At 56.0% G+C, this 23,608-nt stretch carries 23 protein-coding genes and 3 tRNA genes; 5 read left to right on the top strand and 21 right to left on the bottom strand.

Translation table 11 applies throughout. The features are described 5' to 3' along the window. Positions 1-74: 74 nt before the first annotated feature. From ACTHO6_RS14395 to ACTHO6_RS14380, 4 genes are all read right to left on the bottom strand, one after another. Complete coding sequence (locus ACTHO6_RS14395) at positions 75-1,922, bottom strand: helix-turn-helix domain-containing protein (protein ID WP_440242407.1); 1,848 nt, start codon at positions 1,920-1,922, stop codon at positions 75-77. Positions 1,923-2,131: 209 nt separating this feature from the next. Continuing rightward, a tRNA-Leu gene (locus ACTHO6_RS14390) sits at positions 2,132-2,215 on the bottom strand. Between the two features lie 10 nt (positions 2,216-2,225). Then, positions 2,226-2,301: transfer RNA gene (locus ACTHO6_RS14385), tRNA-Thr, on the bottom strand. 35 nt (positions 2,302-2,336) lie between these two features. Further along, a tRNA-Asp gene (locus ACTHO6_RS14380) sits at positions 2,337-2,413 on the bottom strand. A gap of 188 nt (positions 2,414-2,601) precedes the next feature. On the opposite strand from ACTHO6_RS14380, the gene ACTHO6_RS14375 reads away from it, so the two are divergent. Further along, positions 2,602-3,516 carry a C40 family peptidase gene (locus tag ACTHO6_RS14375; RefSeq protein WP_440242405.1) on the top strand — a complete coding sequence of 305 codons (915 nt, stop codon included), beginning with the start codon at positions 2,602-2,604 and terminating at the stop codon, positions 3,514-3,516. Positions 3,517-3,581: 65 nt separating this feature from the next. Here ACTHO6_RS14375 and ACTHO6_RS14370 read toward each other — a convergent pair whose 3' ends face one another. The 11 genes from ACTHO6_RS14370 to ACTHO6_RS14320 form a co-directional block, all read right to left on the bottom strand. Further along, positions 3,582-3,824, bottom strand: a complete 243-nt coding sequence (locus ACTHO6_RS14370; protein WP_440242403.1) for a hypothetical protein — start codon at positions 3,822-3,824, stop codon at positions 3,582-3,584. A 99-nt stretch (positions 3,825-3,923) separates the two neighbouring features. Then, complete coding sequence (locus tag ACTHO6_RS14365; protein WP_440242401.1) at positions 3,924-5,705, bottom strand: M3 family oligoendopeptidase; 1,782 nt, start codon at positions 5,703-5,705, stop codon at positions 3,924-3,926. 147 nt (positions 5,706-5,852) lie between these two features. Then, positions 5,853-6,812, bottom strand: a complete 960-nt coding sequence (locus ACTHO6_RS14360) for a P1 family peptidase (protein WP_440242399.1) — start codon at positions 6,810-6,812, stop codon at positions 5,853-5,855. A 41-nt stretch (positions 6,813-6,853) separates the two neighbouring features. Then, a complete protein-coding gene (locus tag ACTHO6_RS14355) occupies positions 6,854-7,099 on the bottom strand; it encodes a hypothetical protein (protein ID WP_440242398.1) in 246 nt (81 codons plus the stop codon). Between the two features lie 107 nt (positions 7,100-7,206). Further along, a complete protein-coding gene (locus ACTHO6_RS14350; protein ID WP_440242397.1) occupies positions 7,207-7,878 on the bottom strand; it encodes a GNAT family N-acetyltransferase in 672 nt (223 codons plus the stop codon). Between the two features lie 46 nt (positions 7,879-7,924). Continuing rightward, positions 7,925-8,593 (bottom strand): GNAT family N-acetyltransferase, encoded by a 669-nt coding sequence (locus tag ACTHO6_RS14345; protein WP_440242395.1) that lies wholly within the window; start codon positions 8,591-8,593, stop codon positions 7,925-7,927. 27 nt (positions 8,594-8,620) lie between these two features. After that, positions 8,621-9,478: a carbon-nitrogen hydrolase family protein gene (locus ACTHO6_RS14340; RefSeq protein WP_440242394.1), complete on the bottom strand. Its 858-nt coding sequence runs from the start codon at positions 9,476-9,478 to the stop codon at positions 8,621-8,623. A gap of 198 nt (positions 9,479-9,676) precedes the next feature. Further along, the gene (locus ACTHO6_RS14335; protein WP_440242392.1) at positions 9,677-10,963 is read right to left on the bottom strand and encodes a M20 family metallo-hydrolase; all 1,287 of its coding nucleotides are present in this window, start codon (positions 10,961-10,963) and stop codon (positions 9,677-9,679) included. After that, a complete protein-coding gene (locus tag ACTHO6_RS14330; RefSeq protein ID WP_440242390.1) occupies positions 10,960-11,157 on the bottom strand; it encodes a hypothetical protein in 198 nt (65 codons plus the stop codon). Before ACTHO6_RS14330 ends, ACTHO6_RS14335 begins: the two co-directional genes overlap by 4 nt. 100 nt (positions 11,158-11,257) lie before the next feature. Continuing rightward, positions 11,258-12,751, bottom strand: coding sequence for a sodium:solute symporter family protein (locus ACTHO6_RS14325; RefSeq protein ID WP_440242388.1), 1,494 nt, complete (start codon positions 12,749-12,751; stop codon positions 11,258-11,260). After that, a complete protein-coding gene (locus ACTHO6_RS14320; RefSeq protein WP_440242386.1) occupies positions 12,748-12,951 on the bottom strand; it encodes a DUF3311 domain-containing protein in 204 nt (67 codons plus the stop codon). Before ACTHO6_RS14320 ends, ACTHO6_RS14325 begins: the two co-directional genes overlap by 4 nt. A 161-nt stretch (positions 12,952-13,112) precedes the next feature. On the opposite strand from ACTHO6_RS14320, the gene ACTHO6_RS14315 reads away from it, so the two are divergent. Beyond that, a complete protein-coding gene (locus ACTHO6_RS14315) occupies positions 13,113-14,804 on the top strand; it encodes a PucR family transcriptional regulator (RefSeq protein ID WP_440242383.1) in 1,692 nt (563 codons plus the stop codon). Then, positions 14,789-14,980, top strand: a complete 192-nt coding sequence (locus ACTHO6_RS14310; RefSeq protein ID WP_440242380.1) for a hypothetical protein — start codon at positions 14,789-14,791, stop codon at positions 14,978-14,980. Before ACTHO6_RS14315 ends, ACTHO6_RS14310 begins: the two co-directional genes overlap by 16 nt. Before the next feature lie 93 nt (positions 14,981-15,073). Here ACTHO6_RS14310 and ACTHO6_RS14305 read toward each other — a convergent pair whose 3' ends face one another. The 5 genes from ACTHO6_RS14305 to ACTHO6_RS14285 all read right to left on the bottom strand — a co-directional run bounded on the left by ACTHO6_RS14305 (position 15,074) and on the right by ACTHO6_RS14285 (position 20,977). Next, complete coding sequence (locus ACTHO6_RS14305) at positions 15,074-16,687, bottom strand: ABC-F family ATP-binding cassette domain-containing protein (RefSeq protein WP_440242378.1); 1,614 nt, start codon at positions 16,685-16,687, stop codon at positions 15,074-15,076. A gap of 355 nt (positions 16,688-17,042) precedes the next feature. Further along, positions 17,043-18,158, bottom strand: a complete 1,116-nt coding sequence (locus ACTHO6_RS14300) for a sulfate/molybdate ABC transporter ATP-binding protein (RefSeq protein ID WP_440242375.1) — start codon at positions 18,156-18,158, stop codon at positions 17,043-17,045. Beyond that, complete coding sequence (gene cysW, locus ACTHO6_RS14295; protein ID WP_440242372.1) at positions 18,155-19,021, bottom strand: sulfate ABC transporter permease subunit CysW; 867 nt, start codon at positions 19,019-19,021, stop codon at positions 18,155-18,157. The genes ACTHO6_RS14300 and cysW overlap by 4 nt, the downstream gene beginning before the upstream one ends. Positions 19,022-19,033: 12 nt before the next feature. Continuing rightward, positions 19,034-19,870, bottom strand: coding sequence for a sulfate ABC transporter permease subunit CysT (gene cysT, locus ACTHO6_RS14290; RefSeq protein ID WP_440242369.1), 837 nt, complete (start codon positions 19,868-19,870; stop codon positions 19,034-19,036). A 39-nt stretch (positions 19,871-19,909) separates the two neighbouring features. After that, positions 19,910-20,977, bottom strand: coding sequence for a sulfate ABC transporter substrate-binding protein (locus ACTHO6_RS14285; protein WP_440242366.1), 1,068 nt, complete (start codon positions 20,975-20,977; stop codon positions 19,910-19,912). Between the two features lie 345 nt (positions 20,978-21,322). Between ACTHO6_RS14285 and ACTHO6_RS14280 the strand changes: the two genes are divergently transcribed. Next, positions 21,323-21,625, top strand: a complete 303-nt coding sequence (locus tag ACTHO6_RS14280) for a DUF3846 domain-containing protein (RefSeq protein ID WP_440242364.1) — start codon at positions 21,323-21,325, stop codon at positions 21,623-21,625. A 200-nt stretch (positions 21,626-21,825) separates the two neighbouring features. Here the strand turns inward: ACTHO6_RS14280 and ACTHO6_RS14275 are convergent, their stop codons facing one another. Next, on the bottom strand, positions 21,826-22,362 hold the full coding sequence (locus tag ACTHO6_RS14275; RefSeq protein WP_440242361.1) for a dUTP diphosphatase: 537 nt from the start codon (positions 22,360-22,362) through the stop codon (positions 21,826-21,828). A gap of 218 nt (positions 22,363-22,580) precedes the next feature. On the opposite strand from ACTHO6_RS14275, the gene trhO reads away from it, so the two are divergent. After that, positions 22,581-23,522 carry an oxygen-dependent tRNA uridine(34) hydroxylase TrhO gene (trhO, locus tag ACTHO6_RS14270; protein ID WP_440242358.1) on the top strand — a complete coding sequence of 314 codons (942 nt, stop codon included), beginning with the start codon at positions 22,581-22,583 and terminating at the stop codon, positions 23,520-23,522. The last annotated feature ends 86 nt before the right edge of the window (positions 23,523-23,608 follow it).

The following is a 23,608-nucleotide window of genomic DNA, read 5'->3' as shown; positions in this document are numbered from 1 at the left end:
AAAATGAGAATTATTATCGTATAAAGCGTATCAAGAGGACAGAACGGTTGTCCATGCAGACAAATGACCAACATTCATTCGAAATGTGACAGCAGTTCCGTCAGCCAGTCCAATTGCTTGTCCATCGCCAAAGGATCGTAGCCGTAAAAAATATTCGGGTCCGGCTCGTAGACGCGCCCGTTCCTTACTGCCGGCAGGCTACGCCACACGTCCGATTCCAGCACCTCGCACTCGTCGGCGGGCCAATGGGAGGGATAGTGGAACAAAAAAATATGATCGGCGGCATAAGCGGGCAGGTCTTCCAACGGTACGTGGATGTTCAGAAGCCCTTTTTCGATAATGTTCTGCTGTACGGCAACAGGCGGCTGCAACCCGAGCACGTCGTAGATCAGGCACCCGCCCATGCTCGTCAGGTTGCCGTAGACGTAACATTTGCCCGAGACGATTTTCACGATCAGAAACGTATCGCCCCTCCCACGCAAGTCATCCCGTCTGGTTTGGAGCGCCAGGGCTTTCTCTTGAAACTGCTTCAGCCACTGTTCCGCCTGCTGGCGACGCCCTACAGCTGTCGCAAGCATAAGCAACTCCTCGCGCCAATCGCTGCATTCCTCGGGAATCGCGAGTACCGGGGCGATCTCCCATAAGCTCTCGGTATACTCCTCCCGATACACGATGATGAAATCGGGCGGATTCGTCGAGAGCCACTGGACGGTTTTGTCGCTGTACCACTCCCCTTGTTTGAAGCCTGATAAATCCAGCCGCTCACGGTAATGCGCGGTCAGCCACGGCTCCATCCACAAGCCGATCACGCCAAATACCGGGACGATCCCCCAGGCAAGCAGGCACGCCGTGACATGCGGCATCAGGACGGCGATCCGTTTCGGCTGCTTTCTGTACACCGTCGGCGGGACACCCACGATCTGCTTGAATTTTCGGCTGAAGTAATAATCGTTGGCAAACCCGGTTTCCTGCGCAATGACATGCAAATCCTTGGCGGAGAACTGGAGCAGCTCCTGCCCTTTGCGGATACGAACGCGGCCGAGATACTCGACGAAGCTCATGCCCGTTTCCTTGCGAAAAACCCGGGAAAAATGTTCGGGGCTGACGCCGATGCGCGCGGCGAGCTGCTCCCTCGTAATCGGTTCGCGGTAATGCTGCTGAATATACCGGATCGTCTGCTCCATCAGGCGCCGCGTTTCCTGGGTGTCTTCGTTCGTTTTCGGCTGGAAAAAGACGGAGAGAACCTGGAGGAACAGAGACTGAATCTTCCACTCGTTTTCGTTTTGCGCAATGGCGATCCTCAGCTCCTGGGCCCATTGGAGGACGCGCTGGGGAAAGGAGTAGTCAAGGACGCCCGCAGGCATATCCCGTATGGGGATGCGCCGGTATCCCCCCTCTTCGGCAGACAGCGCCAGCTTTTCAAAGGCGATGCGCTCGATCACCAGAGAAACATCATGCTCATTGATGACGTACATGCCACTGTCGGCCGGGCAGAAAACGGCAACGCCGGGATGCAGGGACAGCTTGCGCCCTTCCAGTTGCAGAGTGCCACGCCCCTCGCGAACGAGCAGGAGCATGTCGGCGTCCGTCCGATTCCATTCTTTATCCGCATGCGCGGGGTAGCAAAGCAATTGCGCTTCCTTCCACGCATAAATCTGTCTGGTCGGCTGGGGATCGGCCGGAAGCGGCTTGGCGGCCGGTTCATGCTCCAAAGCAATCGCCTTTCTTCTGGAGCGCCGCTCCGCCAGGCTTTGCTGACGCAATTGTGCCCGCAGCTGCTCGGCTTCCTCAGGCGTCAGAAGGCCAACATATTGAACATGGCGGTGCTTCCGTTTGCCGTTCTCATCCACATAGGACTCCACAATGCGGTAGTACGTATAGCGGGTTCCGTTTTTTTGGATGGTCGTTTTTTTGAGAAACATGGCAATCTCTCCTGACTGAAAACATCACGGTCTGGTTAGGGACGTTTTTAGGGACTACTTGTTCAACGCTATGTACGCGAGCCAGCTTGTCGAAGCGAAGCCATCTCCCGCACACGCACGTCCACACGCTCGCGTCTCGCGACTGAACAAAAAAAGGTTTTTGATCTGCTGAAACCAGCAAACCAAAAACCTGTCATTCCTCGATATAGTGCGGTCGAGAGGACTTGAACCTCCACGGTGTTGCCACCACTAGAACCTGAATCTAGCGCGTCTGCCAATTCCGCCACGACCGCCAATAAAACGTGGTGCCGGCGATAGGAATCGAACCCACAACCCCCTGATTACAAGTCAGGTGCTCTACCAATTGAGCTACACCGGCATCGTTGATATTCGCCCTTCTTCCTGATCGAAGAATGGCGGAGCTGACGGGACTCGAACCCGCGACCTCCGGTGTGACAGACCGGCGTGAACTCCAACTTCACCACAGCTCCATGTGGTTTTTTGCTCCACTTTTGCTCACTCTCGTGGGCACTTCTGTAATATAGCATTGCTTCTACCCATTTGGCAACCGTTTTCGAAAACTTTTTTTCCACCCGATTTTTTCATAGATTTACCATGGAAAATCCGCTAGAATTTTAGCTAGACATGCAGAAAATAGTAGATTGGTGGAGACGATGACATGAAACTTACTTCGAAGCTACTTACCTCCCTCGCCCTCTTCACTCTGCTGCCTACTGCTGCTCACGCCGCCTCTGGAGTGTATGTGGTATCAGCAGGGGACACGTTGAGCAAAATTGCCCGCGAGCACCAGACTACGGTGACCCAGCTCATGCAAGTGAACCAACTGAAAAGCGATCAATTGTCGATTGGCCAGACTTTGTCCTTGCCTGCGGGCAGCCTGTCGACAGGCGGTCAAGCCGCGATCCCTGCGGATATCGTAGCCGCCCCGAATGACTCCGCCCAACAGGAGCCAGCACAGCCAGAGTTGACAGCTGGCGAAAAAGCGCGCGTGACGGTAGACGTGCTGAATGTGCGCAAAAAAGCGTCGACGGACGCAAGAATTTTAGGCAAATTGAAATTTGGTGACCTGGTTGAAGTCGTGGAGACAGGCAGCGAGTGGACCAAAATCGAATTCGAAGAGGAAGAAGCGTACGTCTTCTCCGCTTACCTGAGTCCCGTGCTAACCCCGGACGTTGCGTTTGCAGGCACTGTCGATTCCGCGAGCCTGCGTCGCCTCGAATCGATCTTGGAGCCTCTGCTCCACACTCCGTACAGACTCGGGGGAACCACACCGGACGGATTTGATTGCAGCGGCTTTACTACATACGTATTCAGCCGCCTTGGAGTTACCCTTCCTCGCACATCCGAGGAACAATTCCGCGGAGGAGTATCGATTCCACTGGAGCAAGCACAGCCGGGCGATCTCTTGTTCTACGATGCGCTTGGAAAAGGTCGCGTTTCCCACGTGGCGATTTACTTGGGAAATGGCACGATCGTCCACGCCAATGGCGATGACGTTCGCTACGGCAAGGTGGAGTACATGCACAAGCTGTATCCGTTTTACGGCGTCAAACGCTACGCCGAATTCCAGTAGCCGTCCACCCAACCAAACAGCCCACACCAGTCTATTGGTCGTGGGCTGTTTCCTGTTGGTGCGTATTAATGAATTTCCGAATTGTGGCCGGCCTGGGGAGGTGTCTGGTTGGCCCCTATTTCGATTTTGCCCAAGGCCTGCTTCATCTTGTCAAGCTGAAGCTGGTAATCGCGCACAACCACGGTGAGAACGCTGACCGATTCTTTAAAATCCGGTTCGCTGCTGACCCTGTCTATGGCTCTATGTAGATGCAGCATTTTGTTCTCTGTTTCCCGTAGTAGGTCGAGTAACTGCAATCCGTTTACCACGTGATCACCTCATTTGTTTTTTCTTACTTTCTCCCTGTCGGCTCGTTGCTATGCGCAAAAAAACGCCCAACACGATGTCGGACGTTTTTTCCTGTGGACTCATGCACGCGCGGCTGCCAGCTCCACAAACGTTTCGATATCTTTTTCAATCAGGGCAAGCGAGCTGCGCCAGAAGTCAACCGAGCGCACGTCGATATCCATGATCGCGGCCACATCGGCGACGCTCCGTTTGCCTGTGACGGACAAAAGCTGGTCGTACTGTTGAACAAACGCTTCGCCGCGCTTCCTATATTCCGCGTACAGTCCTTTTGCGAAGAGCAGACCAAAGGCGTACGGGAAGTTGTAGAAGTTGAAGTCCGCACTGTAGTAATGCGGCTTGCACACCCACATATACGGATGCAGCGCAGCATGGTCAAGTCCATCTCCGTAGGCGTCCTTTTGCGCTTGCAGCATCAGCTCCTTCAATTCGTTGACGGACAGGGAGCCTTCTGCGCGGCGGGCAAAGACGGCCGTTTCAAACAGGTAGCGGCTGTAAATATCGACGATGACCTGACTGGCCCCGGAGATGTCGTTTTCCAGAATGGAAAAGGCTTCCTCCGGCGTCGCCTGAGCCAAAGCGGCTTTGGCAATAATCGTCTCACACAGAATCGACGCGGTTTCGGCGATCGGCATCGGGTAATCGCTGTTGTAGAACGCTTCCTGGACGAGACATTCGCCATGATAGCCGTGTCCCAGCTCGTGCGCCAAGGTACTCACGTCATTGTAGCTGCCCGTGAAGTTCGCCATGATCCGGCTCTCCCCTACCACGTGCAGGTTGTGGCAAAACGCTCCGCCGCGCTTGCCTTCGCGAATCTCGGCGTCAATCCACTGGTTGTCAAAAGCGCGGGCGGCATAATTCGCCAGCTTTTCGCTAAAGCTACCGAAGTGCTTGACAATAAAGTCGCGCGCTTCCTGATACGTAAAGCGCATGTCGGCTTCGCCCACCGGAGCAAACAGATCGTAGAACGGCAAGCCATTCTCGTGCCCGAGCAGCTTTGCTTTTGCCCGGAAGTATTTCGTGAAGGCCGGCAAGCTTTCCTTCATCGCGGCAAGCATGGCGTCCAGTGTCGCCTTGTCCATGCGCGAATCGAGCAGCGTTTTTTCCAGAGGCGATTCATAGCCGCGCAGCTTGGCAACGGTGATGACCTCTCCCTTGATGCCGTTCAAGCTCGCCGCAGACGACTCCTCGATCTTTTGATAGGCGGCAAGCTCTGCCTCGTAAGCCGCCTTGCGCAGCTCGGCGTCTTTTTCATACGCCATGTTGCGGATGACAGGCAGCGGAAGCTGTTTGGCCTCTCCGTCGATGGTGATGTCCACCAAAAGCGTCGAGGTCAGTATTTCCTGTAGCTTCGTCCAGGCATGGGAGCCTGTGTTTTTCATTTTGGCCAAAATGATTTCTTCTTTTTCGCTGAGCATGTACTTGCTCTTCTCCGCCAATTCGGTCAGCATGAAGCGGTGGGTTTCCAGAAGCTCGGACTGGCTAATCAGCTCGCTCACATTGTCCAGTTGGCCGAGCCACTTCTGGAACTGCACCTCCGGCTCTACCAGCTCGACGGATTGCTCCTGCACTTTTTCGATGAAGGACAGTGCTTTCTCGTTTTTCGCGTCCACGCTTGCCGTCAGTTCGCCAAACGCGTACAGGCGGGATTGTGTCTGCAAAATCGACGTCATCCGGGTAATGTACGTCTCCATCTTCCGGACGGCATCATCATGCGATTGCAGATGCGAAGCGGCCCAGCTTTTTACCTCGTCCATCTCCCGGCATAGTTTTTCCCAGTCTTGCTTGCATTCCGGCGAGTCAAACGACGTGTACAAAACGTCCAAGTTCCAGCGCATGTTCATGGGTCCGCCCTCCTTTTTGCCTCTGTTTATAGATGTACCAGACTCTATTGTAAAAACATTCGGATTGATTGAGCAAGTTTTATTCGAAAAACTTGGCTGCGCCAAGCAATGGCGCAGCCAAGCGGTACGGCACCTATACGACTGGCATCAGCGGTCATAGCTGCTCCAGGCCGGAAGACCGCCCGCTTCCTTGGCCGATTTGACCGCCTGAACGACGGCTTCGGCAAGCACATCTGCCGACAGCGCCCCGACGAGATCCACCGCAGCGTCTACCTCATCTGTCGCAACGGCAAAAATCGTGTCGCCATCGTACATCGTATGAATCGGACGAATGGTGCGGGCAAGCCCGTCGTGCGCCATTTGCGCTACTTTTTTCACCTGGGCCTTGGTCAGCTTCGCATTGCTGGCGACAACGGCAATCGTCGTGTTCGTGCCCGGAGGAATGGGCGAAAAAGCATGCTGGAGCATGATCTCCATACTGTCTCGAATCTCCCCCCGCTCATCCCTCGGCCCGGCGAGAATCGTCCCTGTCTTCGGCTCCACAACATGTCCGAGCGCATTGACTGCCACAATCGCTCCGATGACCAACCCGCTGGGCAAAGCGAGCGAAGCGCTGCCCAGGCCGCTTTTCATCGCATGGGCAAACCCGTTCAGCTTGCCGACGGACGCACCTGTCCCCGCCCCGACATTCCCTTGGGCGACGGCTTCCGAGGTCGCTGCCAGCGCCGCCTGATAGCCCATCTGCCGATCCGGCCGCACCCGGTAATCGCCCATGGCCAAATCGAACAAGACGGCGGCTGGGACGATGGGAACTACACCGTACCCTACGTCCAGCCCGATGCCCTTCTCCTCCAGATACTGCATCACGCCCGCAGCCGCATCCAGGCCGTACGCGCTGCCTCCGGACAGGCAGATTGCGTGGACGACGCTGACCAGATTGACCGGGTCCAGCAAATCCGTCTCGCGAGTCCCCGGAGCAGAACCGCGAACATCTACGCCGCACACGGACGGCTTTTCCAGCAAAATGACGCTACAGCCCGTCAACGCTTCTTCCTGCTGCGCATGCCCGACGCGAATGCCGGGTACATCGACAATCGTTCCTGTCATCGCTTACCAGTCCCCTTCCCTGTTCCCTTGTGATTTGCCCGCTAGGATTGCCCTTCTCCTTCCCCGGCCCGCTCAAGCATGACAGCCACTTCGGCTGGCGGCTTTCTCGGCCGGCGTCTTGTTTTGCGCTTCTTTTTGCGCAGCACGAACAAGGAAGTCAGCATGAGTCCGAGCGTAGCAAGCTGGATGGGCGAAGACAGCTTTGCAGGGACCCAGCCGCTCATGCCGAGCAGATGGAAAAGGACGGCCATATAAAGCAGAATCGATGCAACATTTTGTGCATTCACGCGATTCCCTCCTGTCTGGCCCGATCGGATGAGAGAAGAAAAACTCCCGTGAAGCCGGATGAGTAGCTGCACAGGAGTGTCGGTTCTTGCTGTCCGTCGGTTTTGAATTAGAGCGGGAGCAGGTCTACGCTTTCCTTGCCTTCTAGTTCTGCCACCATGTCCAGCCACGCTTGCGGCTTATGCGGCAGCACGGCGTAGTAGCGCTTGAGGAAAGTAACGATCAGTTCTGCCTGCAGGCTCGTCTGCTCGTCGTTCGTCGGCAGGAAGCAGAGGTCCAGGCCCGATACGGCTTCGCCATCGTTTTGCCACGAGGGATGCACATATGCGATATTCGTGCGCTTGTAGCCCAAATGGGAGAGAACCTCGCGGCGCACGAACGGATCCATCGGCTTGATGCCGCCAAAGCTGTGCTCCTCGACGCGGTACGGGTCGTAAATTTCGGCAAACATGCCGTACAGCTCCTTGCCGTTTTCCTTAGCCAGCGCGAGCAGGTCTTGCTGACGCTCTTTGGCCAGGAAACGTCCTACGCCAAGTCCTTCCCGCCCGATGATGGTAAAGTCGGTCATCGCCACGTTCAGGTCGGGGTAGTAACGGTATTCGGTGGCCCCGACGACTTCTCCTTCATGCACCGCCACAAACACGCGAATTCCCGGGTCTTCGAGCGGCTCCTTCCACAGGTCGTAGTCCAAAACCTCTTCCGGTGGGAAAACCTCCTGCATCAAGCGGTGCATTTTCGCAAACAGCGGGTTGTCGATATGTTGAATGCGTACAAATTCCATCGTCATTTATCCTCCTGTCATGAAAAATCGGTGGATCGTCCGTCGCCTAGGAGGGCAGAAACGGATTTTTCCACTCCATCAGCACGGCGTAGTTGCGGGACTCTTCATCCTCCAGGTAGTTCGCCACAATTTGCACAGGCATACGGCCGCAGCGCATGAGAAACGTGATGACCGGATCTTTGACCTCTCCGGCCACCACGCGCTCGACGTATTGCTCGGGCGTCCACTCCTCTGCATAGCGGCCATAGCCTGGCATTCTGCCGCCGCCCAAGAGCCGCTTCAAGCCTTTTTGCACGACCAGTTCGTACATGGCCTGCATCATCTGCTGGCCGAGTCCGAGCTTGCGGTGGCTCGGCCGGATGCAGATGTCGACGATGTACAGCGTGTCGCCCTGCGGATCGTGGTTTCGGATGTAGCCGTTGTCGGTCACATCCGCCCAGTTGTGCTCCGGGTGCAGAGGATCGAACGACACGAGCAGTCCCGTCATCGAGCCTGCCAGCACACCGTCCACCTCCACGCAGATCGCCCCCTCGGGAAACAGCGTAATATGGTTGGTGAGCTGCTCCTGGTTCCACCACAGCTCCGAGGGAAACGGCGGTGGGAAGCTCTCCGCCTGAATCTGGATCAGCTCGAAAAAGTCGGAGCGATTGTAGTTGCGGATGACGGCCTTGCGCGGTTTGTCCCCTTCAAACACATACAGCTCTTTGCGGTACATATCCATCCTCCGTCCGTTCGCGGGATGTTAGTTCCAGTCGGGATACAAGTCTGTGCGTCGGTCGCGCCAGGTGGTCACCGAGCCTTTTTCCCGCACCTCGTACAAAAGCGACAGGTCGAGATCGGCCGTCACCAGCATGTCCTGGTTGATCTCCCCCTCCGCCAGCACTCCGCGGGGCGGGAACGGCACGTCGTTTGGCGTCAAAATCGCCGCCTGTCCGAAGTTGGCGCGCATAAAGTCGACCGTCGGCAGGGAGCCAACCGTCCCGGTCAGGACGACGTACACCTGATTTTCGATCGTGCGCGCATGGCTCGTGTAACGCACGCGATGGAAAGCGTGGCGGTCGTCGGTGCAGGACGGACAGAAAATCACGTCCGCTCCGCGCGCTTTGGCGATGCGCACCCATTCGGGGAACTCGATGTCGTAGCAAATAATCAGCGCGATTTTGCCTTTGTCGGTGTCGAAAATGTGCAGCGAGTCGCCCGCGCCCATGTTCCAGCCTTTGATTTCCCAAGGCGTGATGTGGATTTTCTTTTGCTGGCCCACCCGTCCGTCCGGGTAGAACAAAAAGGCGGTGTTGTACAGCTTGCCGTTTTCCTCGATAATGTGCGTGCCGCCGATGAGGTGCATGTCGTATTTGGCGGCCAGGGAAGAAAACAACTGCACATACCGCTCGGTGAATGACGGCAGCGCCGTGATCGGCAAGGCATTCCCCTGTCCATCCCCGATCGACATGAGCTGGGTGGTGAACAATTCAGGAAACAGCAGAAACTCGCTGTCGTACTCCTGGGCGTTTCGGACGTAATGCTCGACTTGCCCTGCAAAATCGTCAAAGCTATGTATCGTATGCAGATGGTACTGCACGGCGGAGACGCGCATTTTCATAGCATTCTTCCTTTCTTCTTCCTTTTTCCATATGCCTAAACTATATCAAAAACGATCGGGAAAGTCTCTCTTGCAATCTGCTGCGCCAGAAAGTTGACCCCAACAGAAAAAAGAGTCGCTTGCCATCGGAAGCAAACGACTCTTTTTTCGTTAGCCAGCCATGTCCGCCCCGCCCATGCAGCCGCCCGGCGGAGACGGTCACCTTGCCCGCGCTTTTGGCATGCCGCTGCTCGCGTCGCTCATCCGCAAGGTCGTCTTGTACAACAACTCCGTCCCGAGCGCAATGTCTTCGTAGGATGCATACTCCTGCGGATTATGGCTGATTCCGTCCTTGCAGCGGACAAAAATCATCCCGTAGTCGCACACATAGGAGAGAGCCAGCGCATCATGGAACGGGCCGCTCATCAACTCCCGCGCGGAAATGCCGAGCGCGCGGCTTTCCTCGTGCATGATGGCCTTGATCCAGTCCGCGCAATAACGGGGGTCGCTGTTGGTATCCTCCGTGATTGTGTACCGCAAGCCGCCCTCTGCCGCCGCCTGTGCAATCGCCTCGCGAAGCGCTTTTTCCCGTTCATCCCGCCGCCCGAGATCCATATCGCGCAAATCGACGGAAAAGCGCACGCGCTCGGGGATGATGTTGCGGGAATCGGGGAATACCTCCAGATGCCCTACCGTTCCGACAGTCGGCGCGTCCGGGTCAAGCCGCGCCAGCTCGTTGACCGCGAGGATGACTTTGGCCGCTCCGACCAGCGCGTCTTGTCGCATCGGCATGGGCACCGATCCGGCATGTCCGGCAAAGCCTGTCAGTTCGACCGTCCACCACAGCGGTCCCGAGATGGCCGACACGACTCCGATCGGCTCGTTTGCCGTGTCGAGGACAGGCCCCTGCTCGATGTGCAGCTCCAGATACGCGCCGATGCTGCCCGCAGGATAGACCGATTCGGCCAGTCGCTCGGGATCGCAGCCGAACGCTGTGAGCGCTTCCCTGCGCGTCACGCCGTTTTTGTCGGTGCGCTCCAGGTCCTCGGGTTCCAGTTGGCCCAGGATTCCCTTCGATCCAAACAAGCCTTTTTGAAACCGGCAGCCTTCCTCGTCGCAAAACGCCACCACCTCGACAGGCTGTGGCAATACAATGCCTTGCTCGCGCAGCGTTTGCGCGACCTCCAGACCGCCCAATACGCCGATGACACCGTCATACCTGCCGCCGTACGGCTGTGAATCAATGTGCGAGCCAATCATCAGGACAGGAGCTTCCGGGTTTTGGCCTGCCATCCGTCCAATCAGGTTGCCGAAATGATCGATTCGGGTAGAAAGCCCCGCCTCCTCCATCCAGGAGCGCACCAGCTCCACGCCAGCGCGATCCTCCAGGGACAGGGCCAGCCGACATACGCCCGTCTCCCCGATTTTTCCGATCTGTGCCAAGGCTTCGATCCGTTTTCGCAGCCGCTCCTCGTTGATCGTAAGCGTCCTCGCTTTTACGTTCATGATTGTGCCCCCTCCTTTTGATAGTGGCCGACGATCTCGCCGTTCAGTCTCGCCTGTTCGGCGTTTCGCTCCTTGCAGCGCGCGTGCGGGGCAGACGCAATGACAGCCGCGTGATTGCCAAAAAGCAGGTGGAGATTGGTCACCGGAGACGTCCGGTGCCCCTGCCGCAAGGATGCCGCGCTAATATCGGGCATGCGCCTCTTTCCCCATCGTATTCCACGCGTCCTGCTCGTAGTAGCGAATTCTGCCATCACCGGGACTTCTGCCAAACGGCTCACACAGCCGCTTTCGCGTCTATTCCAGCGTAGGGGTCCCTTCCGCTTGCGTCGCCTGAGGCTCGCGGACAGCAAGGCTTCTCGTTACTCCCGTCACGGCAAACATCACGACGATGTTCACGAAAAGCGCCACGACCCCGATATTCAAATCCTTGAGCGCAGACGGCCAATGCGGGAACATCGTCGCAAGCGTCACGTTCGCCACCGTGACATACGCCACGGTTGCCACCCCTGCCAGAATGCCGGCAAACGCCCCGTATTTGTTCACCCAAGGCTCTCTTGGCAGGCTGAACAACAGCGCCGGAAACAGCTGGGTCACCAGACTGTAGCCCATCAGAAGCAAGGTCACGAGCGTATCGCCGCCGCTCAGCGTGAAATAGAGGGAAATCAGGGAGAGAATCGGCACCAGAAGCTTTGCCGTTCGGGCGATCTGGACATCCGTCGTGGCCGGGGCCAGCACTTTGTAGACGTTTTTCGCCAAAAGCGTCGCTCCTGTCATGAGCAGCATGGAGCCGGGCACGAGCGCCGTCAGCAGCCCGGCCGCGCCGATGATGCCGACGATCCACGGATCAAACGTCTTGAGCGACAGGCGCAACAGGGACAAATCCCCGTCTGCCCCTTGCAAGCCGGGAACCTGGAGGATCGCCGTAAAACCGACGAAGAAGACAAACAGCAGCATCAACGTGTAGAGCGGCAACATCACTGTGTTTTTGCGGAAAACATTCTCGTTTTTGGCCGAAAAGACCGAGCCGAACGTATGGGGCCACATATAAAATCCGAAAACCGTAATAAGGACGGTGGAAATGTACCAGGAGATGCTGAATCCTTCTTCGGGAAAAGTCAAAAAGCCCGGATTGGACGCCTGCACAGCTTCAAACATCGGCTGAATGCCGCCGTAGTAGTGGTACGGCAAGTAAATCCCGAGAAAGACGACGACGAAAAAGATCATGATATCCTTGATCGCTGCCGTCCAGGCCGAGCCGTGAATGCCGGAAAGCATCACATAGATCGTGACGGCAATCACGCCGAGCCAGACAGCGGTTGCCGGCGCGATCGTCCCGTAGGAGGCTTCCGAGACGATGATGCCCAGTCCCTTGAATTGCAGCACGAGGTACGGAATGATCGCGATGACGCCTACCGCAGCCACGAGAATGCCGAGGATCGGACTGTTGTATTTGCTGACGAAAAAGTCAGATTGGGAGACGAGCCGATGTTCTTTGGCATAGCGCCAGATTGGAGGCAACAGCCAGTAGGAAATGACGTAGGCAAGCGAAATGTAGGACAGGACGTAGTAGGAAGGCGCTCCTTTGGAGTAGGCCCAGCCGCTTCCCCCGAGGAAGGTGAAGGTCGTGTAGATTTCCCCCGCCACCAACAGGAAAATAAAGATGGAGCCAAATCCTCTGCCGCCAACCGTCCATTGCTCCATGTTCATGTCTTTTCCTTGCCGTGCGCGAATCCCGGAGTAGAAGGCCAGCAGCAGAAAGGCAAAAATAATCAAAAGGGCACTGTTCATGATGAGCTCTCCTCCTCTTTGGTCGCCGGATCGATCTGATTCAAAATCGCCATCAAGACAGAGGTAAGCACCACCCACAACACAATCCAGAACAGGACAAATGGCATCCCAAGCACGTACGGCTCCACCCGGTTGACAAAAGGAATCCCGCCAAGCATGCCGACAAACGGCACGACTCCAAGCCAATCTCTTGCTTTCATGCAAATCCCCCTGTTTACTCGATTTGTCCCATTGCCTGCAACCGCTTTGGACATGTACTCTATTATTATCGGAAAATTCATTTTTCTCCTTTGTCCAAATGACCAGAAAACGCACCAAGGTTTTGTTTCAGCCGCTAAAAAGGAACATGGGGGGAAACAGCATGATTACAGTCCGTGAACTGATCCAGGTGGGAGGCTTTGCAGAAGGCGCCGTGCTGACAGGGGAAGAATTTCTCGACAGAGAGCTGCTCGGGGTGACCTCGTTCGACTCTCCCGACGGGCATCGCTGGCTTCGGCCCGGGGAATTTGTGTTGACGACCGGGTTTCCGTTTTTGACGCAAGAAGATTCGTGCGCGGAAGGACTGATCCGACTGATCGACGAGCTGGTCGAGACGGGCAGTCCCGGACTTGCGATCAAGCTGGGCCGCTACATCGAGAGCGTGCCGCCTGCCGTCCTCGCTCACGCGCAAAAAAGGCAGCTGCCGATTCTGTCTTTTCCCATGGAAAAGGCATGGTCCGACGTCATCGTTCCCGTCGTGCAGTACATTAACGACAAACAGCGCATGGAGCTGAACCGCACGCATGCCATCTACGAGCGGTTTCATCGGCATCTGACCGCGAAAGACCCGGTCTCCAACCTGGCCGGGCTCTTGCAGGACCTGTTGCAAACCCCTGTTTCCATTCAGGTTCCGGGCTGCCAATGGAAATGGGAGTCGCCGCCCGAAGCCTTTCCCGCCGCCGGGGCGTTCACGCAAAGGTTCGGCCAAACCGCTTCGCACCATCTGCGCATGCACCCGCTCACCAAAGGCGATGACGGCTGTCACATTCGCTGGCTGCTCCACGACCAGAAGGTGCAGGGCGCGATTATTTTGGGCCAAATCGACCGGGAACTGCATGCGTGGGAGAAAGTCGCAATCGAGCAGTGCGCGGCCCTGCTGTCCCTGGAAATAGAGCGCATGCGCTCCGTCACCGAGACGTACCAGCGCTTCCGCAACGATTTTTTGCAGCTGCTTCTCTGCGGCGAGATTCATTCGCAAGACGTACTTAGGCGAAAAGCGGATGAAGTCGGCTGGCAGCTTGCGGACCATTATACCGCCATCGTCCTAGGTGTTTCTCCGCACGAGCGGACAGGCATCGCGAACTGGCACGAAAACCACAGTCTGCTGGAAGCCCTCCGCCCTGTCCTGTCCTCCCTTGACGTGACGATCCTCTTCGGGCTGGATCAGGACAACCGCGTTGTATGGCTCGTGCCGACAGCGGCAGGAACCGCCAGTACGGCCGACAGCATGCGGCCAGTCCTCGAAGCGGTACGCGCTTTCTGCTGGCAGCAGCCTGTGTTCGTCGGGCTGGGCCGTTTTCACCCGGGACGGGAAGGTCTTGTGCATAGCTACCGCGAAGCGCAAATCAGTTTTCGGACCGCTCTGCAAGGCCGTTTTGCCTCCACCCGCACGCAGACCGTCCTTGTCGATTTCCGCGACCTGGGACTGGAACGCATTCTGTTTGCCGAGCAGCCCGGCACCGAAGCATATGCCTTGGCTGGCGAATACCTGGGCCGTGTCAAGGAGTACGATCAGGAAAAAAACGGCCAGCTGCTGCAAACCCTCCAGCTCTTTTTGCAGACAGACGGCAATCATACAGAAACAGCGGCACAGCTGTTCGTCCATAAAAATACAATCAAATATCGCCTGGCGCTCATCCGCGAGCTGTCCGGGCTGAACCCGGAAAACGGCCATGACCAGTTGCTCTTGCGGATCGCCATGACCGTGCAATCGATTGGGTATCCGCAAGCGGAAGCTGGTATAATGGCAAGAGAGAGAAGCAGGAGGAAGGGATCACGATGGACGAGTGGTTGAACAAGCCAGTGAAAACGAAAGAACGACCGAAAAAACGAGGCACGGTCGAATACGTCGACGACCAGTACATCGTCGTCTTTTTTACCGCTCCGCGCAAGGAACGGGTCATCTTTACCAGCAGGGAGTCGTTTTTGAACAAGGTGGAGCTGTTGGAGGACGAGCCGTCGCCGCAGTAGCGAACGCCTATTTACACGCCAAAAACCCGTGTCCGGCACAAAATGTGCGCGAGCCACGGGTTTTGCTTTTGGCCTGAACCATCCGCTTTTTTTTTACGCGTAGTGCTCTTCGCGAAGGCGCTTGATCTCTTCGCTGTCGAGATACTCGTCATACGTCATCATCTTGTCGATTACGCCCTTCGGAGTGAACTCGATGATCCGGTTGGCGATCGTTTGCACGAACTGATGGTCGTGCGAGACGAACAGCAGCGTTCCTTCGAAGTCGATCAAACCGTTGTTCAGCGCCGTGATCGATTCCAAATCCAGGTGGTTCGTCGGCTCATCCATAATCAGGACATTGGCGCCAGTCAGCATCATTTTGGCCAACATGCAACGAACCTTTTCGCCCCCGGACAGCACGTTTGCTTTTTTCAGCGCTTCGTCGCCCGAGAACAGCATGCGGCCGAGGAACCCGCGGATAAACGTCTCGTCCTGCTCCTTGGAGTATTGACGCAGCCAATCCACGAGGTTCAAATCCGAGTCGAAGTAAGCGGAGTTGTCTTTCGGGAAGTACGCGCGGGAAGTGGTGACGCCCCATTCAAAAGTTCCGCTGTCCGCCTGTACCTCGCCCGTCAAAATTTGGAAGAATGTCGTTTTCGCCAGCTCGTTGGGGCCGACAAACGCTACCTTGTCTCCTTTGTTGATGACGAGATGGAGGTTTTCAAACAGCTTTTCGCCCTCCACTGTCTTGCTCAAGCCCTCAATCGCCAGCAAGTTTTTGCCCGCTTCCCGCTCCGGCTTGAAGTTGATGAACGGATATTTGCGGCTGGATGGACGAATGTCTTCCAGCGTAATTTTTTCCAGCAGCTTTTTGCGCGAAGTCGCCTGCTTCGACTTGGAAGCGTTGGCGGAGAAGCGCGCGATAAACTCCTGGAGTTCCTTGATCTTCTCTTCTTTTTTCTTGTTCTGCTCACGCGCCATCTTCAGCGCGAGCTGGCTGGATTCGTACCAGAAGTCGTAGTTCCCTACGTACAGTTGGATTTTGCCGAAGTCGATGTCCGCGATGTGCGTGCACACCTTGTTCAGGAAGTGACGGTCATGGGAAACGACGATGACGGTGTTTTCATAATCAGCCAGGAAGTTCTCCAGCCAGCGAATCGACTCGATATCCAAGTGGTTCGTCGGCTCATCCAGGAGCAGGATGTGCGGGTTGCCAAACAACGCTTGCGCGAGCAATACCCGCACTTTTTCCGTACCGGACAAATCTTTCATCAGCTTGCCGTGCAGCTCGGTCGGGATACCGAGACCGATCAAAAGGCTCGCTGCATCCGCTTCCGCCATCCAGCCGTTCAACTCTTCGAATTCCCCTTCCAGCTGGGAGGCGCGGTTGCCGTCCTCTTCGGAGAAATCTTCTTTCATGTAGAGCGCCGCTTTTTCTTCCATGATCTCGTACAGCCGCTTGTGCCCCATAATCACGGTTTTCAGTACGTCGTACTCGTCAAACTCGAAATGGTTCTGCTTCAACACGGCGATACGCTCGCCTGGCGTCACCGAAACGTGTCCGCTCGTCGGTTCAATCTCTCCGGAGAGGATCTTGAGAAACGTAGATTTTCCCGCACCGTTCGCACCGATGAGGCCGTAACAGTTACCAGGGGTAAACTTAATGGATACATCTTCAAACAGTGCGCGTTTGCCGTAGCGCAGCGTCACGTTCTGCGTGCTTATCATCGTCGCAATACCTGCCTTTTTTGAATCGTTCAAACACTTATCTTACCAGAGACGGCCTGCTTTTGCAAAAGAAATGCCGTCGCTCCCTCCACATGGATGGCGGCGGAACCGGGAAAACTACCCCTGTACTTCCATCCCCACACAGAAAAGAGGTCATACGATGTCCAAGCACAACGGAGTCAAGAACGAGAGAGGCGACAAAGAAAATCCTTCCCAGACACGCTCTTCGACCACAGTCGGAAAAGAAGAGACGCGCTCCAAGCAACGCGGCGAATAACCGTGCCTTTCCCAGCAAAAACCGGCCTGCTTGTTTACGCAGACCGGTTTTGCCTTCTGTCTTGTCGCGTACCTGCCGTCAAATGCTGACTTGCTGCGGAACATAGACCGGCAACGGCTTGATGGCTGGCGCATTTTCCACAAAGATGGAAACGTTGTGCAGCGTCACGTAGACGATCCCGCCTTCGATCGCGTTCAGCTCCTGGAAGCGCTGGCGGCTCATTTCCGCTTCAAACGCTTCCTTCGTATCCAACCGTTTCAGCTCCAGACGGACGAGCGGCCCGAGCAGCGCAATCCGCTCGATTTGCGCCTGAACGGCTGTAGCGGCGGACGATTTCGGCGGGTGCAGCGACACTTCTACATCATGCGGCCGCATGTAGCCGACGGCCGGCCCTTCCAGACCAGCTTGCTCGGCCTCGAACTCCGCCTCCCCCAGCTTGATTCGCCCGTTCTGAATCCGCCCGCGGAACAGATTGACGCGGCCCAGGAAGCTGTAAACAAACGGATTGGCAGGCCTGTGGTAAATGTCTTCCGGGGAGCCTACCTGCTCCACTCTGCCCTCATTCATGACGACGACGCGGTCGGCCAGCTCCATCGCCTCTTCCTGGTCGTGCGTCACAAACAAAATCGTCAAGCCGAGCTTTCCGTGCAAATGACGCAGCCAACGCCTTAGCTCCTGCCTGACTTTGGTGTCCAGTGCCCCGAACGGCTCATCCAGCAGCAAAAATTTCGGCTCCACCGCAAGCGCTCTTGCCAGTGCGACACGCTGCCGCTGTCCCCCGGACAATTGCGAAGGATAGCGATGGGCCAGCCCCTCCAATTGAACCAGCTTGAGCAGGGCGTGCACTTTTTCCCGAATCTCTGCCTTGCTTGGCCTTGTCTTGCGGGAACGGACGGTAAGACCGAATGCGATGTTGTCGAAAATCGTCATATGACGGAACAGAGCGTAATGCTGGAACACAAAGCCGACTTGACGCTCGCGCACATCCCGATTTGTATTGTCCTCGCCATCGAACAGGATGCTCCCCTGCTGCGGCTGCTCCAGCCCGGCAATCAGACGAAGCAACGTCGTCTTGCCGGAGCCGGACGGGCCCAGGAGCGCAACCAGCTCCCCCTCGGGTATGTGCAAATTGACATTTTTCAAGGCGGTAAAGGTTTTGTACGACTTGGTAATATTGACAACCTCAATACTCATCCTGCCCTCTCTCCTGACACGTCAAAGTGATAGTCCTCTTCCACTTCAGACTGTCGCTCCGTTTTCCACTCAATGATGCTTTTTACGACAAGCGTAACCAGCGCCAACACAGCGAGAAGCGTCGCGACTGCAAAAGCCGCAGCGAACTGGTATTCGTTGTACAAAATCTCCACGTGCAGCGGCAACGTGTTGGTCATGCCGCGGATATGGCCGGAAACGACCGAAACAGCGCCAAATTCGCCCATCGCCCGGGCATTGCAGAGAATCACGCCGTACAGAATGCCCCACTTTACATTCGGCAAGGTGACGCGCCAAAACGTTTTCCAGCCGCTCGCCCCGAGCGACACAGCCGCTTCCTCTTCGTCCTTGCCCTGCGCCTCCATGACGGGGATCAGTTCGCGGGCGACAAACGGAAACGTGACGAAGGTCGTCGCCAGCACGATGCCCGGTACGGCGAAAATGATTTTCAGGTCAAGCGCAGCCAGCCACGGCGCCGCGATCCCCTGGCTGCCGAACAGAAGCACGAAAATCAGCCCGGCGATGACAGGCGATACCGCAAAGGGCAAATCAATCAGCGTCAGCAACACATTTTTGCCACGGAAGGAAAACTTCGCGATCGCCCAGGCGGCGGCAATGCCAAACAGGACGTTCAAGGGCACGCTGATGGCGGCGACCAACAGGGTCAATTTGACCGCCGACAGTGTTTCCGGATCGGAAATGGCGGCGAAAAACACGTCTGCCCCTTGCTTGAACGCCTCGGTAAACACGGCGATCAGCGGCAAGATGAGAAACAGGCCGAGAAACAGAACAGCAACTGCTATCAAGCTCCAGCGCACGTAGGCTGGCTCCGTAACATGCTTCATTGGTCACACCCTCTATCGCGCCGCATCGAATTTGTTCATCCTCCATTGCAAGTAGTTAATCATCAGCAGCATGACAAACGAGGCAACGAGCATGACCGTCGCGATCGCCGTCGCGCCCGCATAGTCGAACTGCTCCAGCTTGGTCATGATGAGCAGCGGCACGATTTCTGTCTTGAGCGGCATATTGCCGGAAATAAAGACGACAGACCCGTACTCGCCAAGCGCCCGGGCGAAGGCAAGCGCAAAGCCGGTGATGATCGCCGGGAGCAAATGGGGCAAAATGACGCGGGTGAACGTGCGAAAGCGTGTCGCTCCCAGCGTCGCGGCTGCTTCCTCCATCTGCAAATCCCAATCCTGCAAGACAGGCTGCACCGTCCGCACGACAAACGGCAGACCGATAAACGTCAAGGCCACCCAAATGCCGATCGGCGTATACGCCACTTTGATCCCCCACTCCGCCAAATACTGCCCGATCCATCCGTTTTCGGCGTAGATCGAGGTGAGCGCAATCCCGCCTACCGCTGTTGGCAAGGCAAACGGCAGATCGACGATGCCGTCCAGGATGCGTTTGCCGACAAAGTGATAACGGGTCAGTACCCAGGCGACCAGCACGCCGAATACGGCATTGACACAGGCGGCAAAAAAGGAGGTGAGAATACTGACGCGAATCGAGGCGAGCACGCGGGTATCGAGAATCGTGCCCGCGAATTGCTCCCAGCTCAAGGTGGAAGCTTTTAAAAACAGAACCGACAGGGGGATCAGCACCAAGAGACTCAAGTAAATGATGGTGTAGCCCATCGTCATCCCGAAGCCTGGCAAAAACCCCCTGCGCGCAAATAATTTTTTCATGGAGCTGACTCCTCTGATGGCAGGATATGTTTCTGGCATTTACGACTGGTACAGCTGATCGAAGACGCCTTGGTCAGAGAAATGGGTTTGCTGCGCCTTCGTCCATCCCCCGAACAGTTCGTCTATTGTGAACATTTCGATTTCAGGAAACGCAGGTGTATGCGCCTTGAGCACTTCCTCGGAGCGCGGACGGTAGTAGTGCTTCGCTGCAATCTCCTGCCCTTTTTTCGTATAGAGGAATTGCAGGTACGCTTCGGCGACTTCTTTTGTCTTGTGCTTTTCCGCGTACTTGTCGACGACGGTGACAGGAGGCTCTGCCAAAATGCTGATGGACGGATTGACGATCTCGAATTTGTCTTTGCCGAGTTCGTTCACCGCGAGATACGCTTCGTTTTCCCAGGCGATCAGCACGTCGCCAATACCGCGCTCGACAAAGGTAGTCGTCGATCCGCGCGCGCCCGAGTCGAGGACCGGAACATTTTTGAACAGCGCGGCCACGAACTCCCTTGCCTTCGCCTCGTCTCCCCCGTTTTTCTTGAGCGCATAGCCCCAGGCAGCGAGGTAGTTCCATCTGGCTCCCCCGGACGTTTTCGGATTCGGCGTGATGACCGAGATGCCCGGTTTGACGAGATCATCCCAATCCTTGATCTGCTTGGGATTTCCTTTGCGCACCAGAAAAACGATGGTCGAGGTGTACGGCGAGCTGTTGTCCGGGAGCTTCTTTTGCCAGTCGGCCGGAATCAACTCGCGCTCGGCAATGGCGTCAATATCATAGGCGAGCGCCAATGTGACGACATCGGCCTCCAGACCGTCGATGACCGAACGGGATTGCTTGCCGGAGCCTCCGTGCGACTGCTTGATCGTGACCGACTGTCCGGTTTTCGCCTTCCACTCCTGGGCAAATTCCGCGTTAATCTCCTGATAAAATTCTCTCGTCGGGTCGTAGGACACATTGAGCAGCTCGACGGTCTGCGCGCTGCCTCCCGCTTCTCCCCCGCTCGTTCCTGTCCCTGGCGACGCAGCGGCGCATCCGCCCAAAGCGAGCGCTAAAGCGACAATTCCGATGCGTTGCAGGCTGGAATGGATCTTGCCCTTTGTGGTGTTCATACTGGTCATTTCACTCCCCACGCTTAATCTATACTAATTTACTCGGAATACTTAGTTATTTACGATTATACCTGCCTTTTTTTTGCTGTCAATCCTATTCCCATCCACTTTATGCCTCATGGGCGGGCGAGGTGAGCGGGGACAGCGGAGCCGAGATGCATTTTCCCTTCTTTTTCCACAAAAGGATGCGCTCCACCCTGCTTGTCCTTTCTAGCATCGAGGGCGGCCGCTTCCCTCCGTATAGGCGGATAGCGTCAGCATGGCGTAACCGGCAGAAAGCATGACGTACGTCTCGCGCATTTTTGCGCTTTCGGTTATGATGAAGGAGCAAAGGAGTGAAGGAACGTGATTACCGTCTATGTGAAACGGCCGCATGAACAAGCGGAAAAGCTCGAAATCGCCGATACCGATTCCTTGCGAGATCTGGTGGAGGGCGATTTTGACGTGGTGACTGATGATTTTCTGGAAGGGATTTCCTTGATTGTGAATGAGGAGGGGCGCGGGGTACTGGGGAACAACTTCCCGATCACCTCGGACGGCTATTTGGACTGGGTCTATGGTCCGTGCGTGTTCGTCAAAGCCGACGGCCGTTCGCTCACCGAGGAAGACATCGTCCGGATCGACCGCTTTCTTGCGGCGAAAATGTAGCGCGACTGCCGCAAGCGCCTTCGAAAGCGCGGCTGCGCCAAGGGCTGGCGTAGCCTGTGTTGCATCGTTACGGGATAAGAAGAAGTATATCCGCTATGAATCTGTACAATGAAAAAAGCCCCCGGATCAGCCAGCCGATGTGCCGCTCATGCTGCACACGCTGCTTCCTGGGGGTCCTTTTTTGTTATGGGAGGATGGAGCTAGCCGTTGATGCCGCTGCTGCCGAAGCCGCCTGCTCCTCTTTCCGTTTCATCCAGCTCGTCGACAACCTCAAAGCGGGCGACAGGCGTAAGCCCGATCACGCCTTGCGCAATCCGGTCGCCTTTTCTAATGAAGTAACTGTGCGCGTCCACTTCCGCCGCCACTTCCACCTGTTTTTCGCCTGCATCCAGACATACGTTGCCGAGCTTGCCGGAAGGAATGCGGATGTTGTCCATCAACACGCACACCTCTCCGCGATACCCTGCATCGACCGTACCCGGCGCATTCGAAAGGCGCAGCTTTGTCTTTGCGCTAATGCCGGAACGCGGGCGCACTTGCAGCTCATACCCTTCTGGCAAAGCAAAGGCGAGTCCGGTCGGGATTTTGACAGATTCCCCTGGCGCAATGATCGTATCTTCTACCGCTACCAAATCAAATCCGGCGTCCATCGCTTTCGCATATTGCGGAACCACGGCATCCGGATGCAGCTTTTTTAGTTTCACCTGGGCAACCAGGCGCTCATTGATTCGAATCATTTCACGTCTCTCCTCGTCTCTCTCCTCTTTCGCTGACCTTTCCTAGTGTACAAGATGAATCTGCATCCAGCAAGCTCGCCGCTTTTCCGCCTGTTTTCCGCCCATTTTCATAGAAAGCTCACAAATTCCTCTCTTTTTCTGCGCTTTTGCAGGCGGATTATGATATAATCACCGTTGCATCATAAACTACAACGAAAAAAGAAAGGTGGAATTGTACCTTGCAAGTACAAAAACCATACCGCGTTTTGCTGTACTACAAGTATACTCCGGTGGACAACTATGAGGAGTATGCGGCTGAACACTTGCAATTTTGCAAGGACCTCGGGTTGAAGGGACGGATTATCGTCGCACCGGAGGGCATCAACGGGACGGTATCCGGTACGATCGAGCAGACGGATGCCTATATGGAGTATGTGAGAAAAGACCCGCGTTTTGCCGACATGTGGTTTAAAATAGATGAGACGGACGGCCACGCGTTCAAAAAGATGTTCGTTCGCGCGAAAAACGAACTGGTAACCTGGCGTCTGGAAAAAGATGTCGATCCGAACGTCAAGACAGGAAAATACTTGAACCCGAAAGAATTTTACGAAATGATGCAGCAAGAGGACGTCGTCATCCTCGATGGCCGCAACTACTATGAATACGATCTGGGCCACTTCCGCGGTGCGATCCGTCCGGAAGTCGAGTCTTCCCGCGAATTCCCTGAGTGGATTGCGAAAAACATGAGCCAATACAAGGACAAAAAAGTCCTCACCTATTGCACAGGCGGCATTCGCTGCGAAAAACTGACCGGCGTGCTCCTGGAGCAAGGCTTTAAAGAAGTGTACCAGCTGCACGGCGGAATCGTCACCTACGGAAAAGATCCGGAAGTGAAAGGCCGCCTGTGGGACGGAAAATGCTACGTGTTCGACGAGCGCATCTCCGTTCCGATCAACCACACCGAAGAAGACGTAGTCATCGGCCGCTGCTACTACTGCGGTACTGTCGAAGACCGCTACGTGAACTGCGCCAATCCGTTCTGCAACAAGCAGCACTTCTGCTGCCCGGAATGCGAGCAAAAATACAAGCGTTCCTGCTCCGACGAATGCCGCGAGCATCCGCGCAACCGCTTCGTCGAGGAAGAAAAAGCGAAGCTGCAAGCTGCCGGAGCAAACGCATAAACAAACGAATAAGTCATAACCACCGGCTTAGCCGGTGGCTTCCATTAGCCCTATAAGGGCATGTTACAAGCAAGCGCCTCAAAGGC

The sequence above is a fragment of the Brevibacillus sp. SAFN-007a genome (genome assembly GCF_051967035.1).
Classification (GTDB): domain Bacteria; phylum Bacillota; class Bacilli; order Brevibacillales; family Brevibacillaceae; genus Brevibacillus.
This window is presented reverse-complemented; position numbering and strand designations above follow the sequence as displayed.

Excerpts from the sequence above, each read along its gene's own strand:
- ACTHO6_RS14395 (WP_440242407.1), bottom strand. The coding sequence starts at position 1,922 with ATGTTTCTCAAAAAAACGACCATCCAAAAAAACGGAACCCGCTATACG.
- ACTHO6_RS14375 (WP_440242405.1), top strand. The coding sequence starts at position 2,602 with ATGAAACTTACTTCGAAGCTACTTACCTCCCTCGCCCTCTTCACTCTG.
- ACTHO6_RS14365 (WP_440242401.1), bottom strand. The coding sequence starts at position 5,705 with ATGAACATGCGCTGGAACTTGGACGTTTTGTACACGTCGTTTGACTCG.
- ACTHO6_RS14360 (WP_440242399.1), bottom strand. The coding sequence starts at position 6,812 with ATGACAGGAACGATTGTCGATGTACCCGGCATTCGCGTCGGGCATGCG.
- ACTHO6_RS14350 (WP_440242397.1), bottom strand. The coding sequence starts at position 7,878 with ATGGAATTTGTACGCATTCAACATATCGACAACCCGCTGTTTGCGAAA.
- ACTHO6_RS14345 (WP_440242395.1), bottom strand. The coding sequence starts at position 8,593 with ATGTACCGCAAAGAGCTGTATGTGTTTGAAGGGGACAAACCGCGCAAG.
- ACTHO6_RS14340 (WP_440242394.1), bottom strand. The coding sequence starts at position 9,478 with ATGAAAATGCGCGTCTCCGCCGTGCAGTACCATCTGCATACGATACAT.
- ACTHO6_RS14335 (WP_440242392.1), bottom strand. The coding sequence starts at position 10,963 with ATGAACGTAAAAGCGAGGACGCTTACGATCAACGAGGAGCGGCTGCGA.
- ACTHO6_RS14330 (WP_440242390.1), bottom strand. The coding sequence starts at position 11,157 with ATGCCCGATATTAGCGCGGCATCCTTGCGGCAGGGGCACCGGACGTCT.
- ACTHO6_RS14325 (WP_440242388.1), bottom strand. The coding sequence starts at position 12,751 with ATGAACAGTGCCCTTTTGATTATTTTTGCCTTTCTGCTGCTGGCCTTC.
- ACTHO6_RS14320 (WP_440242386.1), bottom strand. The coding sequence starts at position 12,951 with ATGAAAGCAAGAGATTGGCTTGGAGTCGTGCCGTTTGTCGGCATGCTT.
- ACTHO6_RS14315 (WP_440242383.1), top strand. The coding sequence starts at position 13,113 with ATGATTACAGTCCGTGAACTGATCCAGGTGGGAGGCTTTGCAGAAGGC.
- ACTHO6_RS14310 (WP_440242380.1), top strand. The coding sequence starts at position 14,789 with ATGGACGAGTGGTTGAACAAGCCAGTGAAAACGAAAGAACGACCGAAA.
- ACTHO6_RS14305 (WP_440242378.1), bottom strand. The coding sequence starts at position 16,687 with ATGATAAGCACGCAGAACGTGACGCTGCGCTACGGCAAACGCGCACTG.
- ACTHO6_RS14300 (WP_440242375.1), bottom strand. The coding sequence starts at position 18,158 with ATGAGTATTGAGGTTGTCAATATTACCAAGTCGTACAAAACCTTTACC.
- cysW (WP_440242372.1), bottom strand. The coding sequence starts at position 19,021 with ATGAAGCATGTTACGGAGCCAGCCTACGTGCGCTGGAGCTTGATAGCA.
- cysT (WP_440242369.1), bottom strand. The coding sequence starts at position 19,870 with ATGAAAAAATTATTTGCGCGCAGGGGGTTTTTGCCAGGCTTCGGGATG.
- ACTHO6_RS14285 (WP_440242366.1), bottom strand. The coding sequence starts at position 20,977 with ATGAACACCACAAAGGGCAAGATCCATTCCAGCCTGCAACGCATCGGA.
- ACTHO6_RS14275 (WP_440242361.1), bottom strand. The coding sequence starts at position 22,362 with ATGATTCGAATCAATGAGCGCCTGGTTGCCCAGGTGAAACTAAAAAAG.